The sequence below is a fragment of the Elizabethkingia sp. YR214 genome, from assembly GCF_003058195.1.
Lineage (GTDB): Bacteria > Bacteroidota > Bacteroidia > Flavobacteriales > Weeksellaceae > Elizabethkingia.
The window spans coordinates 297,349-319,911 of the sequence record NZ_QBUH01000003.1 but is presented as its reverse complement, the minus strand read 5'-3'; the positions used below and the strand labels follow the sequence as shown (position 1 = coordinate 319,911).

18 protein-coding genes and 1 tRNA gene are annotated in these 22,563 nt (G+C 33.3%); 6 read left to right on the top strand and 13 right to left on the bottom strand.

The window, feature by feature from the left end:
• Positions 1-8 precede the first annotated feature (8 nt).
• The 4 genes from C8J95_RS07605 to C8J95_RS07585 all read right to left on the bottom strand — a co-directional run bounded on the left by C8J95_RS07605 (position 9) and on the right by C8J95_RS07585 (position 5,544).
• Positions 9-1,763 carry a hypothetical protein gene (locus tag C8J95_RS07605; RefSeq protein WP_107807828.1) on the bottom strand — a complete coding sequence of 585 codons (1,755 nt, stop codon included), beginning with the start codon at positions 1,761-1,763 and terminating at the stop codon, positions 9-11.
• A gap of 235 nt (positions 1,764-1,998) precedes the next feature.
• Positions 1,999-2,199, bottom strand: a complete 201-nt coding sequence (locus C8J95_RS07595; RefSeq protein ID WP_107807826.1) for a hypothetical protein — start codon at positions 2,197-2,199, stop codon at positions 1,999-2,001.
• Between the two features lie 1,027 nt (positions 2,200-3,226).
• Positions 3,227-4,630, bottom strand: coding sequence for a recombinase family protein (locus tag C8J95_RS07590; protein WP_107807825.1), 1,404 nt, complete (start codon positions 4,628-4,630; stop codon positions 3,227-3,229).
• Entirely contained in the window at positions 4,630-5,544 is a 915-nt protein-coding gene (locus tag C8J95_RS07585) for a ParB/RepB/Spo0J family partition protein (RefSeq protein WP_107807824.1), read from the bottom strand. The genes C8J95_RS07590 and C8J95_RS07585 overlap by 1 nt, the downstream gene beginning before the upstream one ends.
• Before the next feature lie 1,475 nt (positions 5,545-7,019).
• Here C8J95_RS07585 and C8J95_RS07580 point away from each other — a divergent pair.
• The 3 genes from C8J95_RS07580 to C8J95_RS07570 all read left to right on the top strand — a co-directional run bounded on the left by C8J95_RS07580 (position 7,020) and on the right by C8J95_RS07570 (position 11,808).
• Complete coding sequence (locus tag C8J95_RS07580) at positions 7,020-8,054, top strand: hypothetical protein (protein WP_107807823.1); 1,035 nt, start codon at positions 7,020-7,022, stop codon at positions 8,052-8,054.
• 753 nt (positions 8,055-8,807) lie between these two features.
• Positions 8,808-9,539 (top strand): hypothetical protein, encoded by a 732-nt coding sequence (locus C8J95_RS07575; protein ID WP_107807822.1) that lies wholly within the window; start codon positions 8,808-8,810, stop codon positions 9,537-9,539.
• 1,729 nt (positions 9,540-11,268) lie between these two features.
• Positions 11,269-11,808, top strand: a complete 540-nt coding sequence (locus C8J95_RS07570; protein ID WP_107807821.1) for an antirestriction protein ArdA — start codon at positions 11,269-11,271, stop codon at positions 11,806-11,808.
• 103 nt (positions 11,809-11,911) lie between these two features.
• Here C8J95_RS07570 and C8J95_RS07565 read toward each other — a convergent pair.
• A tRNA-Gln gene (locus C8J95_RS07565) sits at positions 11,912-11,982 on the bottom strand.
• Between the two features lie 190 nt (positions 11,983-12,172).
• On the opposite strand from C8J95_RS07565, the gene recA reads away from it, so the two are divergent.
• Positions 12,173-13,174: a recombinase RecA gene (recA, locus tag C8J95_RS07560; RefSeq protein ID WP_107807820.1), complete on the top strand. Its 1,002-nt coding sequence runs from the start codon at positions 12,173-12,175 to the stop codon at positions 13,172-13,174.
• A gap of 153 nt (positions 13,175-13,327) precedes the next feature.
• Positions 13,328-15,223: a molecular chaperone HtpG gene (gene htpG / locus C8J95_RS07555; protein WP_107807819.1), complete on the top strand. Its 1,896-nt coding sequence runs from the start codon at positions 13,328-13,330 to the stop codon at positions 15,221-15,223.
• Positions 15,224-15,308: 85 nt separating this feature from the next.
• On the opposite strand, the gene C8J95_RS07550 is transcribed toward htpG, so the two are convergent.
• From C8J95_RS07550 to C8J95_RS07540, 3 genes are all read right to left on the bottom strand, one after another.
• Positions 15,309-16,385, bottom strand: coding sequence for a serine hydrolase (locus tag C8J95_RS07550; RefSeq protein WP_107807818.1), 1,077 nt, complete (start codon positions 16,383-16,385; stop codon positions 15,309-15,311).
• Between the two features lie 96 nt (positions 16,386-16,481).
• Positions 16,482-17,279, bottom strand: coding sequence for an alpha/beta hydrolase (locus tag C8J95_RS07545; protein WP_107807817.1), 798 nt, complete (start codon positions 17,277-17,279; stop codon positions 16,482-16,484).
• A gap of 119 nt (positions 17,280-17,398) precedes the next feature.
• Entirely contained in the window at positions 17,399-18,346 is a 948-nt protein-coding gene (locus C8J95_RS07540) for an NADP-dependent oxidoreductase (protein WP_107807816.1), read from the bottom strand.
• A gap of 134 nt (positions 18,347-18,480) precedes the next feature.
• On the opposite strand from C8J95_RS07540, the gene C8J95_RS07535 reads away from it, so the two are divergent.
• Entirely contained in the window at positions 18,481-18,819 is a 339-nt protein-coding gene (locus tag C8J95_RS07535; protein ID WP_107807815.1) for a helix-turn-helix domain-containing protein, read from the top strand.
• Positions 18,820-18,903: 84 nt separating this feature from the next.
• Here the strand turns inward: C8J95_RS07535 and C8J95_RS07530 are convergent, their stop codons facing one another.
• The 5 genes from C8J95_RS07530 to C8J95_RS07510 all read right to left on the bottom strand — a co-directional run bounded on the left by C8J95_RS07530 (position 18,904) and on the right by C8J95_RS07510 (position 22,517).
• A complete protein-coding gene (locus C8J95_RS07530) occupies positions 18,904-19,593 on the bottom strand; it encodes a type 1 glutamine amidotransferase domain-containing protein (RefSeq protein WP_107807814.1) in 690 nt (229 codons plus the stop codon).
• A gap of 106 nt (positions 19,594-19,699) precedes the next feature.
• Entirely contained in the window at positions 19,700-20,266 is a 567-nt protein-coding gene (locus tag C8J95_RS07525) for a Crp/Fnr family transcriptional regulator (protein WP_107807813.1), read from the bottom strand.
• 2 nt (positions 20,267-20,268) lie between these two features.
• Positions 20,269-20,577 carry an MGMT family protein gene (locus C8J95_RS07520; RefSeq protein ID WP_107807812.1) on the bottom strand — a complete coding sequence of 103 codons (309 nt, stop codon included), beginning with the start codon at positions 20,575-20,577 and terminating at the stop codon, positions 20,269-20,271.
• A 48-nt stretch (positions 20,578-20,625) separates the two neighbouring features.
• Complete coding sequence (locus C8J95_RS07515) at positions 20,626-21,324, bottom strand: diphthine--ammonia ligase (RefSeq protein WP_107807811.1); 699 nt, start codon at positions 21,322-21,324, stop codon at positions 20,626-20,628.
• Positions 21,325-21,428: 104 nt separating this feature from the next.
• Positions 21,429-22,517, bottom strand: a complete 1,089-nt coding sequence (locus C8J95_RS07510) for an acyltransferase (RefSeq protein ID WP_107807810.1) — start codon at positions 22,515-22,517, stop codon at positions 21,429-21,431.
• Positions 22,518-22,563: the final 46 nt, after the last annotated feature.

Sequence of the window (22,563 nt, the reverse complement as noted above, 5' to 3'; positions counted from 1 at the left end):
CTACATTTTTAATACGGAATCGCGTTATTGAATACTAATGCAGGCACTGTAGCTTTGTCTGTGATTCTGGTATCCTGATCCAACATAAAGAACACACCGTTTCTACCATCTGCTTTATCAGCTTCTGAACCACCGGACTGCCCAAGCATCGTTTTTGCATAATCATCCACACTTCCGGCTTTGGCATTCGGGAACTTCGCTAGGAAGTCAGCTCCACTCATACCTAAATCCAATTTAGCAGGTATTCCACTAGGCGTACAGTCAACTGCATGCTGGAAGCCCATATTACTACCAGTAGCTGCTACCGTAAAGGCTCCATTCAATGTAAGAATATTCGGATAGCTTGACGCAGGGAACATGACTCTCAAGTCATAGGTTAACCCTTTTCCGACTACTGGAATTGCGGTATAATTACCTCTAGACTCTGAAAACTCATATACTTCTGTTTCACTTGCTGCTACTGGAATCATTGTTGCCCAACCTACATTATGCTGTATCTGATTCGTTTGGGTAAAGATTCCACCTAAATGTTTCATATTTGGAGCATGTTTCAATAAGTTTGGCTCACATAAAACTCTGTTGTTTTTAGCGAAAGCATAGAAGGCATTTTCAATAGTACCAGAGGTATTTCCGACTGATTTACCATTCCAGAAAAGTTCTCTTCTAATAATATGAAAAGCCAAATATCCTGAATTTACATTACCAAACCAGCCTTCTCCGACATAGTTAAAACAGTGCGATATATCTTTTAGTTTTGGATTTTTCCAGAATAAGGAAACTGGTATAAAGTCATTAGTCCCTTCTACAGCCTGCCCTGTATAAATCCAAGCTTCAACACCACTATAATGTCCATATCCTAGTTTTGAATTCTTAAAGCACTCCCATACCGTTTCCAAGTTGAAGAAACTGTCTAAGAATCCAGGTAGGATCTTTTTAAGACCTGCTCTGAAGAATGTTCCTCTTAATCCTGTTGGTTTGGTAATCTGTGATAACATATCCGCCGGGAAAGCTTCAAAATATCTACCTTCTCCAAAACCGTAAAAAGTTGAGTTCATAGTAGTCACCTCAGGTGTTTTCAGTTTGAAATCACTACTTACATTAGCCTGTGATAAGCCTGCAAAAGTATAATCCAGATTGGTTAATGAGTTAGATTTGAATTTGGAAAGTTCTACAATATAATTATTTGTTGTAGGCTCAAAGTAACCTTGTGAATTTTTGGTAAGTCCTTCACAGAATCTTGCATAACTTACATTGGCTTCTGCATTAATTGTGATTTCATAATCGCCTGCTGTTTCATATACATGATAGAATGTATTGCCTACATCAATATAATGCGTATTTCCGTCTCCGTCCGTCCATGATTCTGAACCATTATAAGTAGGAACTACGACCATTTCTTCTTTTCCATCACCATAATTTACTTTAGCCTGCGCAACCTCTGCGGCAGTTCTTAGCATAGCAACAGGTACTCTTTCATTAGCCTGAGTCGTTCTGATTTTAAATTTAATCTCGGTACTGGATAAATCTACTTTACCATAGAAAATGTAGTCTAAGACTTGCTTTATTGGCATGTTCTCAAAGGTTGTACCTGTCGGAACTCCGCCTACTTTATATACTGTGGGCTGTGAACTGGTATACTGCACTGCATTTGGATCAGTTGTTTCTTCTTTATGCCAGTAGCTGTCCATCCATGCCCAAAATTGTTCTTGGTTAGGGATATCCCCGTTTTCGAAATAACTTTTTAATTCTGTTTTTGATGTCATAATTGTAAATTTTTAAATTGGTTGTTAAAATTGATTTTTTGGTGTTTTAATAAGCTGAAGTTCATTTCAGCGGGCGGATCTTTCATAATTGTGTTTTTTAATGAATTAAACTTGCTCTTAATATATTCTGATGTACATCTTTTATATTTTGTGTTTGATGTTTTCCTTTCTGGGACAAAGATCATCCGCCGTGGCGTCAAAACTTGTCGTATTATATTTTTGTTTGATTTTTTTTTCATTTTTCTCTTAAATATTCCTCTACATCAGTATTTTCTCCATTTTGATCTAATTCAATGTTAAAATCTTCCGTAAAGAATTCTTCCACTTCATCCAGATAGAAATCAAAATCTATTTCAGCTTTATCCTGATCACTGAGAACCTGAGATAAGTTCAGATTCCTCCGTGCTTGTTTATTGTGTTTTCCCTGTACTTTCATCTTTAATATTTTGTGTTTTTGATCGATGGTTTCTTACTATTGGTCAAAGCTAAACCACCGTGGCATCAAAACTTGTCGTATTATATTTTCGTTTGATTTTTTTGTATTTTTTATTTTACATACCGATCTGGTACATCTGTGAAGCAAATGTAAATCGCTAATGCGACAGAACTTGACGCATTATATTTTATCTGAAAATATTTTTGATTTTTTATTGTAGGGAGAGGTTCAACTATTGGAAACTGGTTAAACAGAGGATATTGGTTGTTGGGGAGGGTAGGTAAGTAAATATTAACTACTAAAAGTTTTATAAATTATTTTATTATAATATTTTTTATAAAGTTTATGAAAAATGCTTACCTACCTACCCTGATTTTATAATCTAAAAGGTTTAAAACTGACTCTTTTAAAACTTCAGTCAGTCTTTTTTATATTATACTGTATGATGCCGAGATATTTTAACTCCCCCAGACCACTATTCAAAATCCGACTGCCCTGAAGCATTCAAGACAATATGGATAAACACCCCGTTTAAAGGCTATTAAGGCAACTTTTATAGAGAATTAATACCCTTTGCTTTTAGTTTTTAAACAGTCTCAAATAGCTTATATATGAGTGTTATTTGAGTGTATAAGAGCTGCCCTATAACAAACATCAAAACCAAACTGATCTCAAAATGTTTCCCTCAATCAGTTCTTTTATTAAAAACTAATAAGGTATCGATTATGTATGGATTGGTTTGGGCAGTTGTTTTTGAATCCCGCACCACTACATTACACGTACTTTTAATCAAGCCAAAAGCAGTATTGTAATATTTTACAAAGTAAATCTATAACCAGATTTCGATATGCATAACAAAAGTATAAGGTAGATAGTTTAATTGATTGGTTTTGGGGGAATAAAAAGGGGTTGATTCTAAAATTCATTGAATTGCAATTTTCTTTGCCAACGTTGGTTTAGGCTATTTTGAATTTGCGAAAATCTGAAGTATTCTTTATCATTAGTATACGCGGTATTAAATGATAGTTTATAATAAACATTCAATAAACCGATATTTGGTTTTATATCTCTGTTTGGAATTTTTCAGTTGTTTAATTAGTAGGCCTATGCTTAATTCAATATTTTGAGTTTCAATTCTTGAATTATGGTAAAGCCGACTATTGCTTTGAAAAATGAGAAAGTTTGTTTTTGTGAAATCCTGAGTGGAAAATAGGAAGAAATTATCAATCACTTTTTTAGAATTGGAAACAACTCCTACACCTAATATATTATCATATTTTCTTGCATCTTCAGTTATAACAAAACACCATCTGGAAATAGATTCTTGCTCAACTTTAATACCAAAAACAATAGGTAGTTTATGTACTATTTCATCTATATCAAAATCTGTTAATCCTTTATTTAATAACCATCTGAAAATATCTTGGTATAAATTCTTTTTTGCTTTTTTAATAGCATTGATTCCTTTTCTCCAATTATTCGGTAATATCCAATATAACCTTTCCTGAGCTTTTATAAAGACCTGTTCATCAATAGTTGCTTTAAATGCTTTAGGGACTACTACCCACTCTGAGCGGGGATTGCTGTGTATTTTTTGTTTTAACCTGCCTTTTGTTTTATTATATATTCTAGTTCCTATATAAGCTTCTTGGGTTAATACCTTAATAATTTTTGATCTGTCCCATAATTTACCATTAGCTGATAATATTTCTTTTTCATTAAGAAAATTTACAATATCGGATATTGAATACCGTTTATTCACAAATAAATCATATATGGTTTTAACCGCTACGGTTGTTTCATCATTTTTAGGTGCAAATGAGACTCTCTCATTGGCTATTTGTTTATGCTCTCCAAGTTTTAAAGGACGTATAATTTCTTTATTAACGTCTAATAACAGACGTGTCATACCATAGACTGCACTTCCTCCTGCTGAATAGCCTTGTTGTGAAACTTTTATACAACCATGAAATACTTTGTCACTCAATTGACGGCTGTATTCTGCTGCCATATACCGTTGGATCGATGTCTCCAGACTTGAGAATAATTGATTAGCCTGATCTGGAAACCCTCGGGAAACATATATTACTTCCTTTCCATGCTTCTTACATAAATGAACGAAATATGCTGCTTGGTCCCCATCTTGAAAACGCCCCCATCTTGAAACGTCATATACCAAAACGTAACTAAATGAAGGAGCATTATTATTTTCAACCCAATTTGCAAACAATCGTTCAAATCCTGGTCGGTTAGCGGTAAGCCCACTTTTTCCTTCGTCTGATTCCTCATGAATTATGTCAATATTATTCTCACGAGCAAAGTTTTCTGTATGTTCACGTTGTATGGCTACAGAATTTTCTTGTTTGTCTTCTGCCGAATGTCGATAATATGCAATTGCTTTTTTATTTATGTGATGAGAAAAGCCTAACATTATTGTAAAGCATTACTCATAAGCAATAAAAGATCATTAGCTAATTCTTTTTCTTTTTCAGTCAATTTTATGTCAAGACTTACTTTCATGCTTACTTCTCTTATTAGATTTTTTAGTTGTGCTGATATTCCAGACAACTGTGTCATCTCGAGAAGATCATCTACTGATACTTTCGGCTCTTGGAGAAAGAATAATAGCTCTTCTTCATTAATTGAGGCATTCATAAATATTTTTGAGAGTGAATTAAAATCACATATTCTATATAATAAGCTACCATCTATTTTCTCAAATAAGATTCTGACAATATCATCGATTTCATAATCTTTTATTTTTCTTAATTTAGGTAATAAACGCATAAACCCAACTCTTTGATGTTCTTTCAAGTTATATTCGGACATTAGTTCGAGATATTCCATTCGTAAGTTTCTTAGTTCAGTGAAGTGCGTTAAAGATGTTTGTGTGATTCCTAGCATATCAGCAATTTCTTTTTTGCTAGCATTTGGATATTCTATTCTTACTTTATGGATAGAATTGGCTCTTTCAATAGGTTTCCAGCCTCTTCTATTATTTTGCATTTCATATCTTCGGGCTTCAAATTCGCCTTCGGACATCTTAGGATAGATACGGCAAGGAACTGTTTTGAACTTTAGTTCTTTGGCACAAGTAAACCTTCTGTGTCCGTCCATTATTATATAACGTCCTTCTGTCATTTCGCATACCTTAATAGGATCTTCAATACCATAATGTGCAATTGAATTTAAAAGACGCCCATAGTCTCCTACATATGCTCTATGTCCAAATGCTTTTCTGGGTTGATTTGGGTCTAATTCAACTACCTCAACAGGTAGTTCTAAAAAAACGAATGAATAAGGTTTGAATGTTTCAATCAACTTATTTTTGCTTTCTTCACTCATAACTATATTATTTTAATTAATATTCAGAATTTTAAAATTCGATTCGTTATTATTTTAATTCCCAATTTTCAGCTTCCAATTATCTTATTGCGCTTATAAAAAAAAATATAAAGAATTAAACACCCTAGTTGCTATATATTTTTAAATCATTGATTATCAGTTAATATTAAGATATAATTCTACTTCCTGATATTAAATTTTCGTGAAATCTTTAGCAATATGTTTAACCTAAAATTCAAAAACACTTAAACTCTAAATAGTGCATTGATAATATATTTTGAATATAGTTGTTGAGGAGGGTAGGTAAGAAGATATTAACTACTAAAAGTTTTATAAATTATTTTATTATAATATTTTTTATGAAGTTTATGAAAATTACTTACCTACCTACCCTGATTTTATAATCTAAAAGGTTTAAAACTGACACTTTTAAAACTTTGGTCAGTCTTTTTGGTTATAATATATGATGCAGGAATATTTTAACTCCCCCAAAACCACTCTACAATAATCCACATCAAAACCAACTGCCTGAAACATTTAAGACAACATGGATGAAACCCTGTTTGAAGGCGATTAAGATAACTTTTATAGAAGATTAATGTCTTTGTGACTTTTAGTTTTAAAACAGTCTCTAACAGCTTGTAATCACTGTTAACTGAGTATACTAGAACCGCCCTACAACAAACATCAAAACAAAACTGATCGCAAAACATTTCCCTAAATCAGTTCTTTATATTAAAAGCTAGCAAGATAGATTAGGACAGTTTTTCTTGAATACCACATCCCTTTATCAAACCTACAACAGTCTCAAAGTAAAACTATATTCAGATTCCTATTATGTATAACAAAAGTGCAGAGTAGGTAGTATAATTGATTGGTTTGGGGCTATGCAAGCCTGCCAAGAAGAGTTATTGATAAATTTTAAAATAAACGCCCTCTCTGAAACTATCTATTTATTCTGCAATATTCCACCAACATACTAACCCTATAGTATTTATATACTCAATCGAACTATAAACAATAATTATTTAACAGTATACACCATATCATTACATGCTTATAAAATCCCTGTCAAGTACTTCTAATAGGGATATAGCAAATTTTATGAGAAATATTCTCTATTATTATAAACTTTCGATACAATACTTTTTTAATAATGATATTAAAGACAACTAGGATTAATAACCACTAACCCGAACTCTCAACATAAAGAGAGATTTTTAAGAAATATTCTTTGCAATGTATAATATGTCAAATAATTAAGTATATAATTTCTAAATAATATTTTATTAAATATCCTATTATAGGATATAAAAACCATGATATAACTATATTATTAAATGATAATAAATCCAAAAAATATCAATGATAATAACAATTTGATAAGTGTAGGGTATAAGTAATGTCTGTTTTACAAAAATTTCCAATCATTTGTACTTATTTTTAATGCGTTAACCAAATTAAAATATTTAACAATGAAAAAAATTATTCACAAATTCAAACTATTATCCATTACAATATTTGGAATGGGTATATTATTAGTTACATCATGTCAGGAAAGCAGAGAAGAGGTCACCTCTATCACCTCTATGCCGGAATCCAATGATGCTTTACGTACTGAAGCAATTAATGCATACAGCCAGCCCAATGCGCATATCTATAGTTTTATTGATTGGAAAAAACTAGGTGTAGAAACTAAATCACAGTTAATAATAATGGTTAATTATCTATCAGTAATAATTACCAAGGATATTTTTCTTAATCCAAGTGATACAAAATTCATGAAAGATCAGATTGTTAACAATGCAAAATTATATGAAGTACCCTATTCTCCGGAGCTTTATTTTGTTTACAATCCATTACTTCCACAATATGCAAAGAATGCGACATCGCTTTTTATTTATCAAGATAAAATAAATGTTCCCAGTTATGTAGGCAGAATTGATTTTGGAATGACTTTATTTGATGATATTAAGAAAAAGTTACCCAACGATTATAAAACAACTCTTGCTCTTATATTAGCTCATGAATATGGCCATCAACTTGAGGGAATTTCTGATAACCAATATCCAACAACAAAACAGACTCAATCTAATGAACTTATGGCGGATGCTTTTGCTGGATATTATTTAAGAAGACCAGAGGGCTATAATAAAGTTAAGTTTCCAGAGCTGACATCATCTATTGAATACTTACAAAGCCTTGCAATAGAAGATCTCCCGGCAGAAGAAAGTGACACAAGCAATCTACCCCATGGTTCCAAAACACAAAGAAGACTCGCCGTTCGTTTAGGTTTTTTATTAGGTGAAAACAAATTGAAAGTAGAGGATTTTGACAAATATTTCTCTAAATACTATAATGATGTGCTTGGATATAAAGAATTCCCTGAAACAGATAGTAACTTCAACCCGGATGCCAGTATAGATAAAAAAATACAAGCTCATATGAAAGAATTAAAAGATATTTATACAGGAACAATTTCTGATCAAGAATTTAAAAACCTTAACTAGTAATTTAATCTTAAAAAAAGTCCAGAGATTCCTCTGGACTTTTGCTTTATATGCCTCAAGCCTACAAGCTATATATTATAAATTTATATAATAGAACTACTTGTAATCATTGTTCAGCAATCTTTAATTAAATTAGGAGTAATCAACATATATTAAAATACAGTATAATAGGTATTACGACAGAAGAAGCACCCACTTCAATACTATTAAAGAGTAAAAACTTTAGGACATGAATAGAGTGGATATTTTTTTCTAATCCCAAAACCTTACTCCTTCTAACTTTCAAAAGAATTATCATAAACTTACTACGGTACACCTTTCATATCATTATCCCCCAAACCAAATCTTCTCAAAAACCAAACAGAACTCTTTAGATGTCTTTGCAATAATTTTGGACATCCCCGCTTTTATATAATACTATATGCAGTTTGAAAAGTATATTATTAATGTGGGCTTGTTTTTTATACCCCGGCCAGATTGATTCTGGAAATTCATTGATTGAAATCTGGACTAAATTAGTTTTAACATATTTTTATATTTTACACTGCCAACCGTTGTTTAATTCATCAACAAATTCTATTTCAATTGAAATATCAATAATTTAAAAGTCTATATTATTTAAAATTCACAACAGGTAAAAAAATTAATATTAAAAATAAAATCACTATACGTTTTAAATTTATATATTTGATAATCACCATAATTATATTATCAATACTTTGATTATTTTCTATTTATAAATTTAAAACACACATGAGAACATTTTATTTAACCTTCTTCACGCTATTTTCATTGACTATATTCACTAATAGTTGTCGCTCCGATAAAGAAACCGAAAACAATCAGTATAATTTTACTATTGTTCGTGATAGTGATTTTCAAAGGAAAATTGGTGGTGAGACTACTAATATTGTATTTAATATTAATGCTAGCTATAATTTCAATACCGTCCCGATGTATATTAAGTATTCCAGTAATTTTGATAGTGAATTAAAACTTGATAATATAATACTAGAAAAAAACAAGGAATATCAATTAAAAAATCAAAATAATTTTTTGGAATATGTCGGAAAGGAAGCGGGGATACACAATGTGTCAATTTCTGTAAAAAATGAGAAGGGGCAATCCCTTACTGAAACTTTTATTTTAGACTATATACCATCTGGTTTTACATTTTTACCTGATGCTACAGGAAATTCAAATAAACAATATAAAGGACAAGATTATACATATACTGAAAAAATTATCCCAGAAAGGAGCTCAGACACTAAGGGATATACTATTAAATTCAAACCATACTCCGGTATAATAAAATTTAATAATATTAAAGTTGAGTTCGACAAAGAGTATCCGATAAGTGACATATCTAATTTTAGTATTACTACAAATAGTAATATCTCTGGAAAACAAATATTAAAGTATACAGTTAAAAATTTTTCTATATCTGAAGAAATTGAGGTTCATCAACAAATTTCAGAAAGTTAATATTAATAATTTAAAAGTCTGTATTATTTAAATACAGAACGGGTTAATTATAATATTTTTATAAAGTTTATGAAAATTATTTACCTACCCCGAAGTTCTTATTATTTCAAATTGTTAAAACAGAATGATTTTAAACTACTTTCGGGCAGTTGGTTTTAAAATAATGTTGGATAATGAAATCCCCCCAACAACCAATACCCAAACGCAACTCTAAAAAGACTGCCCGAACGACTATTACTTTACAATATCTTTGAATATCATTGAGAAAAGAGTCGAAAACAGGTCCTTTTAAGGCTATTCTAGGTATTCATTTGACAGATCGATTCCTTTTCTTGAACATCCGACTCTAAGAGCCTTTAAATGGCTTATTTGAAGGCATATATAGATACCCACAACTTCCAAAATTTGGTTTTAGAGGATAATGGGATTAATCGAATGGACAAACACTTTCACATAGATACTATTTCCATTACGTCAAAATAAAACCGCCGCCCTCAATACAATCTATATCATTACACTATATCCAATATGCTATACTAAACCAGCCTATCATACCTTACATATACACGGTAGGATAATAATAACAGGATATACTATATCATTATATGATTGCAAAATATCTGTTAAGTACTTATGGCAGGTAGATGTCGCGTTTCAGAGCAGTCTTTTTGAATTATCATACCAAAGCCGGCTCATCACAAACAATCTTAAATCAAACTGATCTCAACATTCCCCTAAATCAGTATTCATTATACTTATAACCATCTCCTATCTACATAACAAGGATAAGATGGAACTATACTTTTTATAAAGCTCTTGAATGTATTAATGTGTAGATAGAGTGGTTTAGGGTATGAATGGTTAATAAGGTTGATTGGCTTTGGGGGCTTCTAAAAACTTCCCGTGATAGTGTATTATATATTAACACTGCAATAGGTATACAGTATGACGGAAAAAGCGTATTAAACAAATAAGATAAGGCACTTAACTCAAAAGAGAGAGATTCCGGTATATACACAAAACTCAACCACCCCAAACCAACCCTCTTAAAAAACCAACTGAACCCTATAGTAGTCTTTGTCAAAAATTAGGACATCTGTTCATTAAAAATAAAAGCATACTACAACGTCTAAATACTATATTACTTTTACTATTTAGATCATACAGAAAGACTCTAAACCCGAGTATTGTTTTTACCCCCTACCAAATCATTTTCAAAAATTCAATATAGAAATCCAGTGTAAACTGGTTTTAATCTGACAATTTTGACGGTATCCCCAAACCAATACCAACTGATCTGTATAGATACATTTCTAACTAGTGTGTAAAGACGCAGCCTACCATAAGCTTCATAGTACCCAGAGAATTACCTTCTTCTGCTACCCCCTACCAATCTACATATCTTTTTCGAGCAGTTGTTTTGTGCAATCCAGCTTTTTGTTGTCATCATTTTATTTTTCCACTTACTGTTTTTCTGTCTAAACTGACAATTTTATGAGATTTATTTTATATCCGTCATCTTACTTAAAAATTTGTTTAAAATTTGTTTAAAAACTTTAATTTTTAGATTAAAAACCCTGCTAACCGGCATGGTTATTGACTTTATTACAGTATCTTAGAACATTTTCAGTTCTACTTTTCTACAGATATAAACATAAAAAAGCCTTGAAGTGTTCGAGCACAACAAGGCAAAATCAATAAATCTTTAAACGCATTAAAAATCATCGACATGACAAAGTTATTAAATTGTCTTGATACTATCTGTATCTATGTAGGAACGTACAAAAAGTACAATGAAGGAAGTTTATTTGGTGAATGGCTTAATCTATCTGATTATTCAGATTATGACGAATTATTAGAAGCAATGAAAGAACTTCATCAGGATGAAGAAGATCCAGAGTTTATGTTTCAGGATTATGAGTGTCCTTCTTTTATTCAGTCTTTAGGATTAATTAGTGAATCTTATATCTCAAATGATATTTATGATTTAATAAGTCAAATAAGCGATTCTGGCTATGATATAGAAGTTATTGAATCTTTTATTGATTGCTTTGGAATAAGCGATTTAAACGAGGTTATTGACCGAATTAACGAGTGTTACGTAGGTGAACATTCAGATGATGAAACTTTCGTTCAGTCGCTTTTAGAAGAAACGGGAGACATTCTACAAAATATACCTTCTTACATTTGTATTGATTGGGAAAGTACTGCAAGAAACGTGATGTATGATTATAGCACAAGTAATAATCATTATTTTAGGAATTATTAAAATATTAAAAACAACCTTGACCTCAACCTTGACCTTTTTAGAAAAAGCAGACAAAATAAAAAAACAATCACCTGAATATCAGATGATTGCTTGCCTTAAACTGTAGACCCACAGGGATTCGAACCCCAGATGACTGAACCAAAATCAGTAGTGTTACCGCTACACCATGGGTCTCTGTTTTATTGTGGTGCAAATTTACAACAAATTTTTTACTTTGCAAGTTTTTCCTAAAAAAAATACGCTCTTTCTTCTCTGAAAACCGCTATCCGGTTGAATTTCAATATTAAAAAATACATCGTAATTTTTATCCACAGAGTGGTTTTAGTATATTTATTTCCGTAATTTTGAAAAAATTAAATTTTAGATGAGCAATACAGACGATAAGAAAAAAGCGCTGGCCCTTGTGCTGGAAAAGCTTGATAAAACCTACGGAAAAGGAACGGTAATGACTTTAGGAGAGGATTCTGTAGACCACTCTATCGAAGTTATTCCTTCAGGTTCTTTAGGACTTGACCTTGCATTAGGTGTTGGTGGTTACCCAAAAGGAAGAATTATCGAAATCTATGGACCAGAATCTTCAGGTAAAACAACCCTAACGCTTCACGCAATTGCTGAAGCACAAAAACAAGGCGGAATTGCAGCATTTATTGATGCTGAGCATGCTTTCGACAGAAATTATGCAGCCAAACTAGGAATTAACTTAGAAGATCTTATTATTTCTCAGCCAGACAATGGTGAACAGGCATTAGAAATTGCTGACAACCTTATCCGTTCAGGAGCAATTGATATTGTTGTAATAGACTCTGTAGCAGCCTTAACTCCAAAAGCTGAAATCGAAGGAGAAATGGGAGATTCTAAAATGGGTCTTCATGCCAGGTTGATGTCTCAGGCATTAAGAAAGCTTACAGCTACTATTGCCAAAACAAAATGTACGGTAATTTTCATTAATCAGTTAAGAGAGAAAATCGGTGTAATGTTCGGTAATCCTGAAACTACAACTGGTGGTAATGCTCTTAAATTCTATGCGTCTGTAAGAATTGACATCCGTAAGGCAAGTGCACCGATAAAACAAGGTGATGAGGCTGTAGGTAGCCGTGTAAAAGTAAAAATTGTAAAAAACAAAGTAGCTCCTCCATTCAAACAAGCAGAATTCGACATTATGTACGGTGAAGGAGTTTCCAAAGTAGGAGAAATTCTGGATCAGGGTGTTGAATTAGGAGTTATCCAGAAGAGCGGTTCTTGGTTCAGTTACAATGACACGAAATTAGGTCAGGGTCGTGATGCGGTAAAAGACGTTATCAAAGACAATCCGGAACTTCAGGAAGAATTAGAAGAAAAAATCAAGGAGAAGATCAACGAAAAATAATACAATCTGGAATTAGAAATTTGAAGTTAAAAACTCATAGCCTTTAATTTCTCATATAGCTTTAAAAAATGCCATTCTGTCACTTTTGACAGGATGGTATTTTTTTTGAAAAAATTCGTCTGTAAATCATAAATAAAAAAAATCTAAATAATTATGGCAAAAGGAAATATCAATGTATCGGTGGAAAACATTTTCCCACTTATCAAAAAATTTCTTTACAGTGATCACGAAATCTTCTTAAGAGAACTTATTTCTAATGCAACAGACGCAACACTAAAACTAAAGCATCTTACTTCTATCGGTGAAGCCAAAGTAGAATATGGCAATCCAAAGATTGAAGTTAAAATAGACAAAGACAACAAAACACTTCATATTACAGATCAGGGAATTGGTATGACTGCTGAAGAGGTAGAAAAATATATCAACCAGGTTGCTTTCTCCGGAGCCGAAGAGTTTCTGGAAAAGTACAAGGATTCTGCTAAAGATTCCGGAATTATCGGACACTTTGGTTTAGGATTCTACTCTGCATTTATGGTTGCAGACAAAGTGGAAATTATTTCTAAATCATACAAAGAAGGAGAATCTGCTGTACACTGGATTTGCGATGGAAGCCCTGAATTTACACTGGAAGAAACAACCGCAAAAACAGATCGCGGAACTGAGATTATTCTTCATATCGCTGAAGACTCAACTGAGTTCTTAGAAGAGTCCCGTATTCGCGAGCTACTTTTAAAGTATAACAAGTTTATGCCTGTTCCTATTAAATTCGGAATAAAAACAGAAACGCTACCTCTTCCAGAAGGAGCTACAGAAGATGCTAAACCTGAAACTATAGAAGTAGACAACATCATCAATAATCCTAATCCGGCATGGACAAAATCTCCAAGTGAGCTTACAAGTGAAGATTATCAAAAGTTCTACCACGAGTTGTATCCAATGCAGTTTGAAGAACCTTTATTTAATATTCACCTGAATGTTGATTACCCATTCAACCTGACCGGTATTTTATTCTTCCCTAAACTAGGGAACAATCTTAATATCGAAAAAGATAAGATTCAGTTATACCAGAATCAGGTTTTTGTAACAGATGAAGTAAAAGGTATTGTTCCGGACTTCCTGATGTTACTTCGTGGGGTAATTGATTCTCCGGATATCCCGTTAAATGTTTCCCGTTCGTACCTACAGGCCGATGGGGCTGTAAAAAAGATTTCTTCTTACATCACGAAGAAAGTGGCAGATAAAATGGTTTCATTAATCAATGAAAACCGTGAAGATTATGAGAAGAAATGGAGTGACATAAAAGTGGTTATCGAATATGGAATGATTTCTGAAGATAAATTCTATGAGAAATCTGACAAGTTTGCACTTTATCCGACAACGGACGGTAAGCATTACTTATGGGATGAACTAACTGAAAAAATAAAACCATTACAAACCGATAAAGACGGAAAACTGGTTATTCTATATGCATCCAATACCAACGAGCAGGATAGTTATATTCAAAATGCTAAAGCTAAAGGATACGAGGTTCTTTTATTAGACTCTCCTATTATCCCGCATTTGATCCAGAAACTTGAATCTTCTAAAGAAAACATCTCTTTTGCGAGAGTAGATGCAGACCACATCAATAATCTTATTAAGAAAGATGAGCCTGTAATTGCTAAATTAAATGATGCAGAAAAGGAGACTTTAAAAAAATCTGTTGAAAAAGCTGTAAACGACCAGGCTTACACAGTACAATTAGAAGATATGGACAGCGATGATGCTCCGTTTATTATAACCCAGCCGGAATTTATGCGTCGTATGAAAGACATGCAGATGACTGGTGGCGGCGGAATGTTTGCAATGGGAGGCTTCCCGGATATGTACAACCTTGTTGTAAATGCCAATAGTGATCTGGCTACCGGTATTCTGAAAACTGAAAATACTGAAGATAAAAATGCTTTAGTAAAACAGGCTCTGGATCTGGCTAAGCTTTCCCAAAACTTACTGAAAGGAAAAGACCTTACTGACTTTATTCAAAGAAGCTTTGCACAACTAAAAAAGTAATCTTTTTTTTCATATATATTCAATGAAACCTCATAGGATTTAGAATCTCCTATGAGGTTTTTATTTTAAACAATTCTGTAATAATTTAAAATCTACCAATTCTTACCGCCGGTAATATATATTTAGCCATAATCTCAAATGCCTGTTTTGCTTTATAACTGCCATAATTGCTCTGAGTAAATACAACCGTTAGATCAAGATCTCTGATTATAAATATATACTGACCTCCGTTACCCGATGCAAACAATAAATTTTCGACAAAATCATTTGTCTTTAACAATTCTTTGTACCAATAAAATCCATAATATGCTGGCTGCGGAATACCTATTTTGCTCCTGCTGGATTTCATAAAAGAAAATTCAGGAATAATGATATCACACTTTGTAGAGTCATTAATCCAATCAGCAGAAACGATTTGTTTATTTTTCCACTTTCCATTATTCTTTATCAACTGTCCAATTTTTAACATATCTTTTGGCAGAATATAAAAAGATCCAGCTGTCATTGTATTTCCTGACGGATCAATAGTCCATCTGTAATTTATAATTCCTAAAGGATCAAATAGATATTTTTGGGCAAATTCCGGAACACTCATTCCCGTAGCGTTTGCAATAATACCACTACAGATCATTGTATTAATTGATGTATAGGACCATAATTCTCCAGGCTTAGTCTTCATGGGAAGTTCTAGAGAAAATTTCAACCAGTCCTGAGAAAGACTCATATTGTCTTCACATACTTTGGTTTCATTAAATTCTTCACAATCAATTCCGGATCTCATCTCAAGCAGGTCTTTAATAGTTATTTTACTTTTAAGAGCATCTGTTTTTAATACCGGGTTATTTGGAAAAAATTCATAAATTTTTTGATTAACACTTTTAATAAAACCTTTATCAATAGCAATGCCTATTAATAGTGACGTAACCGATTTAAAGGAAGATCTGGAGTCATGCAGGGAATCTTTCGTGTATCCGTTAAAATAATTTTCATACACAATTTTAGAACCTCGGGCTATAATCACCGAATTGATTCCGCTGTATTCATTCTGGTCAATTGCTTTCTGCATCTGATTTAATAATAATTTTCCCGAAGCTTTAGCTATTTGAGCATTCAAAGCCGGGAAAATCATTATCAGAAAGATAATTAACAGTCTGCTAGCCATATCTATTTTATATAAATGTATTGTATTCTTTACTACACTTATAAAATTACACTATTTAACTATATCATTATCCGTCATTTATAGATTATTTAAAAACTAAGGCAATTTATTAATAGCTTTTAGGATCTCAGCAGTGTTATTTTGCATACCACCTAAATGGGCTCCAGTAGATTCAATAAATTGCTTTGGTTCTGAAGCATTATCAAAAACTAATTTCCCTTGTTCATAAGGAACTTCTTTATCTTCTTTACTGTGGATAATTATTTTAGGCAAAGTCCCTAATCCTTTGATATCTTCTTTTGCAGAATAAGGAGAAACCATACCTTTCAGAATCATATCCTTATACTGAGGTGCATAGAAAGCAGCAATATCTGTAAACGAAGCCATTGGACTGTCTAAAATTAATCCTGAAATTTTATCCACATTATCTTTAGCCAAATGCGTCGCTATCTGTGAACCTAAAGAAGCTCCATAGATGTAAACTTTAGTATTTTTGATATCTGGTCTGCTGATAAATTTATCAAACAACATCTGACCATCCGCAGCCACATTCAGGTGGGTAGGTTTTCCTGTTGATTTTCCATAACCACGGAAATCTATCATGACAACCTGAAAACCTGCATCTACCAAAGGCTTTGTAATATACTGATAGGTTGTTACATTTCCTCCCGCACCATGAAAAAATAAAATAGTTTTTTTAATTTTTTTAGTCTCTGGTTTTGCAATATAAGCAGTCACTGTATCTTGTTCAATAGGAAAAGCAATATACTCTAGCTTTGAAAATTCAAGTGGCTTAAGTTTTTTACCTGGCTGATAAAACTTATCGTCCATTTGTGCATGGGCAAAACTTAATAAGAATAAAAAAAGAGCGGAGAAAATGTTGATAGCTTTCATAATATTTGATTTTTTAATTATGGTTCAAAGCTACACTACCGGCTATAGAAAAGAAAAAGAATATTACCGAACAGTTATTTTCAAATACCGAACGGTAAAAATTCTAACCTAAATGTTTTTTAAATATTCACAATTACTTTACCTACTACCCTTCCTGTTTCTACTTCTGTATGAGCTTTTCCCATTTCTGAGAAACTATACTCCTGATGAATATGTGGTTGCAATACCTTTGCTTCCAGTAGATCTGCTATCGCTTGTATTGTTTCTTTTTTTGAATCAACTAAAAAGAACTGTAAGTTAACATTTCGCTGTGCAGCCTTTTCTAAAGCCTCTACCGGAATGTCAGCAGAAGGCAGCGTGATAACTGTACCACTTTCTTTTACTACATCAAGCGAATTCAACAAAGTTTCACCTGCTATTCCGTCCAATACAATATCAACATTTTTAATCGCATCTCTGATATCCTCTTTCGTATAGTCAACATGTTCATCTGCTCCGAGCGACAATACAAAATCTTTATTTTTTGCAGATGAAGTACCTATAACATGAGCGCCTAAATGCTTAGCTATCTGAACCGCATAATGGCCAACACCTCCTGAAGCAGCATGAATTAATACGCGATCACCTTCTTTCACTTTTCCGATTTCTGTTAGCGCCTGATAAGCAGTAGAAGCTGCTAATGTTGTAGCTGCAGCTTCTTGATAAGATATTTCTGAAGGGATATGGGCTAAATGATCTGCCGGAGCTGCCACATATTCAGCATAAGCATTTCCGTTTCCAAAGAAGTTAACCATTCCAAATACTTTATCTCCGGATTTAAAATCTTTTACATCTTTACCAACTTCTTTAATTTCACCAGAAATATCCCAACCCAAAATAGCAGGACGCTTTTCTGCAAATAGCCAGCTTAATACTCCATCATTATGTCTCGCCTTTACATCAACAGGATTTATACTAATTGATACTACTTTTACCAACACTTCATCATTTTTTACAGTTGGCATGTCTATTTCTGTTTGTTGCAGGTTTTCTACTCCGCCCGCTTCATTTAAAAGAATTGCTTTCATCTGAGTTTTATTTTAAATATTAATGGAGCAAATGTAGATTATTTAGTATCTTTATGTCAAGTATGCACTTTTTAGTACTCTACATACCAAAAATATACTAATACTGATTATCAGTAAATTAAATTTTAATAAAAATGAAAAATAACAAATATATCGATGAAGCATCCTGTCCGGTAGACTATGCTTTTAAGCGAATTGGTGGAAAATATAAGGGTAGAATATTATGGCATTTACACCTGGAGAATATTATGCGCTATGGAGAATTGCGCAAAACATTAAGTGATATTACTCCCAAAATGCTTACCCAGACGCTGCGCGAATTGGAAGATGACAACCTGCTGCATAGAAAGGTCTATCAGGAAGTACCTCCAAAAGTTGAATATTACCTGACTGAAACGGGTGCTGAACTTATCCCCTTTATTACTTACTTAAAGAAATGGGGTAAAAAAGAAATGGAGAAAACTCGAAATTAGACTTTTATTTATATCCCGTAATGAAAGCCCTGTCAGGGTTTATAATTCTGGCAGGGCTTTTAAACTCTTTTATACTAAGTATTCTTATTGATTTAAAATCTCTAATACCTGATCTCCAACAGCTCCGCCGGACTGAGGGTTCTGTCCCGTTACCAACCTGCCGTCGGTTACTGCAAATGGTGTAAAGTCTTGTTCAGCTTTTACATAATTTGCGCCTTTGCTTTTCAGTACATCTTCCGTAAGATATGGCATATGATCTGCCAGCTCAGCCGCTATCTCTTCAGAATTACTAAATCCTGTAAGTGTTTTATCTTTAATTAGTAAAGAACCATCGGAAAGTGTAATATTAAACAACCCTACCGCTCCATGACATACAGAGGATATAATTCCCTGATTTTCATAAATTGTTCTTGCAATATTTTGTAATCCTTTATCTTCGGGAAAATCCCATACAACTCCGTGTCCACCAGCATAATAAATAACATCATAGTCCGAAGCATTTACTTCTTCAGGCTTCAAAGTATCCGCCAGCTTACCCCTAAAGATATCATCAGCATAATACTTCCAGTCTACAGGCTGTACAAATTGCTGAATACTGACCGGATCTAATGGTGTATAACCTCCTCTGGGGCTAACAAAATCGACTTCTTTTCCGGCCTTTACCATTTTATCATAAAAATGTACAGCTTCTCCCAGCCAAAGCCCTGTCGCTCTTTCCATATTAGGATATTTCTCTACACTTGTCACAACGATTAATGCTTTTTTCTGTTCCATAATATTTTGCTTTTGTATTATTAATATTTTCTGATACAAAGTTCGGTTAGCACTAAAAATTATCACAGGACATATCTCAAAAAAAAGTTGTGATCTAAGTCACATATCAGGAAGTATAAAGCCTACTTAGTGTTTCCCGTGACACTCCAAGATAACTGGCAATAAGTTGTTTGGGAATTCTGTTACTCCATTCTGAATATTGATAAATAAAATCCTCGTATCGTTCTTTTGCTGTTTTAGTCATAAGTGCCAAAACCCTGTCTTGTAGTGCACAATAGCCTAAATTACTTTTTACACGAAAAAAATGTTCTGCTTTTGGTATTTTTCTGCAGACTTCATTCATTTGTGCATAAGTAATAGAGTAAACCTCACTGTCATCTATACAATCTACCGCCAATCGGGCAGGTTGATGTTTATAAAAGGCTGTATAATCAGAAATCCACCAGTCTTCTGTGGCAAACTGCAATATCTGTTCTTTACCGGAATCGTCAATCATACCGCATTTTAGCAACCCCGATTTCACAATAAATAATTCATCTACCAATTGGTTTTCCTGAATCAGGAATTGTCTTTTTCTATATTTTCTGAACTGAAAAAAACTCAGGATTTCTTCAAATTCTTCATCGGATAAGCGGACAATATTTTCTATATGTTTTCTGAGAAAGTCTGACATTATTAAATTTCGTTTAACGGATCCCAAAAGATCTTTCTGAAGTTCTGGATTTTGTTTCCTTTTACTGCAACTCCTTCTTTAGCAAGTTTCTTGGTAAAATCAGGAATACAGGATTCGGCTGTAATCACCCCGGAAGAATTACAAACTCTATGTGCCGGAAAATCTGCATCATAATGTCGCAATGCATTTCCTACGTGACGGGAATGATTTGGATAACCCACAGCTTTTGCAATAGCCCCATAAGATGTCACCCTTCCTTTGGGGATCATCCGGATAATCTCAAAAACCTGATCTTTAAATTGCTGATCCATGAAGAATATGTTTATCTAAAGTTAAAAAAATATTTACTAACAATACACCTACTGATGATCCTCTAATAGGATATCGCAAAACTCGTATCCGTAAGACTTCCCATCGTGATTATAAGATTTCTCTACCCGTTCTCCATTTCTAATATTCAGATTCTGCTGAAATATAGGCCCGGCATATACAAACGTATGAAACTCTCCGTTTTCTCCACAAGGATCTACATTTTTCGGAAGCTTATCAATAAGATATTCATCCAGATCACATCCTAAGAAGTCAGAATCCAGATATTGCTTGTTGGTACAACAGATTCTGGTACGGAAGCCCAGTTCTAAGAATTCGTATACAAGGTTTCGCGTATCTTTTTTCCAAAGCGGAAAAATAGCTTTCCAACCGATTTTCAACAATTGTTGCTCTCTATATTTCCGTAAATCTTCCAGAAAGATATCACCGAATACAGATGTTTTGATACCCTGTTGTGTAAATGTGGATAATGTCTGCTCCATTATATTTTCATAGGCAGCCATATCTGAGGATTCGGGTAAGTTAATTTTAGTGAGTGGCAATCCCATACTTTCAGCTTGTTTCACTAACAAACTTCCGCTTACACCATGCATAGAAATTCTCTGGTTAGCAGCATTAACAGAAGTAAGCAAGCCTTCAACCTGATAGTCTTCGCTATTGAGTATATCATACAGTGCCATTGCGGAGTCTTTTCCACCGCTCCAGTTCATTAATACTTTTTCCTTCATACAGAGGTTAAAGTTACTGGTTATTGGTGAACAATCAATAGTATACTTCTTTATCCTAAAGAAAAGATAAAATTATTTGGAAACATAGGTCACAATGTGGAAAACTAAATTTTAGCAATAAGATTTCTGCACAGCTTGTAAAGAGGCTTCTCTATCCATAGATAGATGATGATGGAGCAAATCCAAAGTAACACAAAATTGCGATCGGGTAAATAAATTAAGGATTTAAATTTCAGATTAAAGTAACTGATATGGATAAGATAAAAAACAAAAGAGGCATTTCCCAAAAGAACCAGAAGCTTTGTGGATAAAAATCTGGATACCCATGTTTTTTCGGACATTAATCCCCAAAAGAATAATGCTATAGCAACAGGAAGAAACAACTCATGAATTAATCTGCCTTCCCAGCGCTCCACTCCATGTACAAAATTATTTCTGGCAAAAAAAGCAATGGCAACTGTAAACATCATTATCAAAAATCCTCCGTACAATGTAGGGTTCTTTAGTTTCAACAATGTATTTACTTTACTTTCCTGCTTCATCATATAAGCCAGTAACATCCCGAAGAAGAACTCTGTACTCCTCCCGAAAAAAGTGTTGCTCATAATAAAGTTCAGCGGGTACAGAAAACCTTTGGGATTCGCATTGTACCAATGCAAACCATAGCCTATAGCACAACTGAGAAGGAACACTCCCAACATTAGCGAGATACAATACTTCCAGCTTTTCTTTAGTAAAAGAAATAGTACAGGTGAGAGCAAATAGAAAAAGAATTCCACATTGAGTGACCAAGCCTGTACAATTCCGGTAAGAACATATTTATCAAACAATGAATACAGTAGCGAGTACTGCAGGAAATAGGTATCCACATTCTTAGAATACTCTGTATCCATGAAATAGAAGCTGAGCAAAATCCAGTATAATGGAAATATTCGCGCTATTCTTAGCAGAATATATTTTAGGTAGTCTTTTTTGCTTTCCAAAGGCTTGTCCTGATAACGGTATGCTAACAAAAAACCACTCAGAACAAAAAATACAGTTACTCCAATATGCCATTCGCTGATGAAGCGCATTACAGCCCATGGCAAATCATTGCGCCAATATTTTCGGTTATGGTAAACGAATACCATAATTGCTGCAATAGCGCGCATCCCTGTAAGGGCATCGTATTTAACGGTGTTTGGAGACTGCATTGTAAAAATAAAAGGCTTATTGGATAAGCCTTTTATTAATAAATTT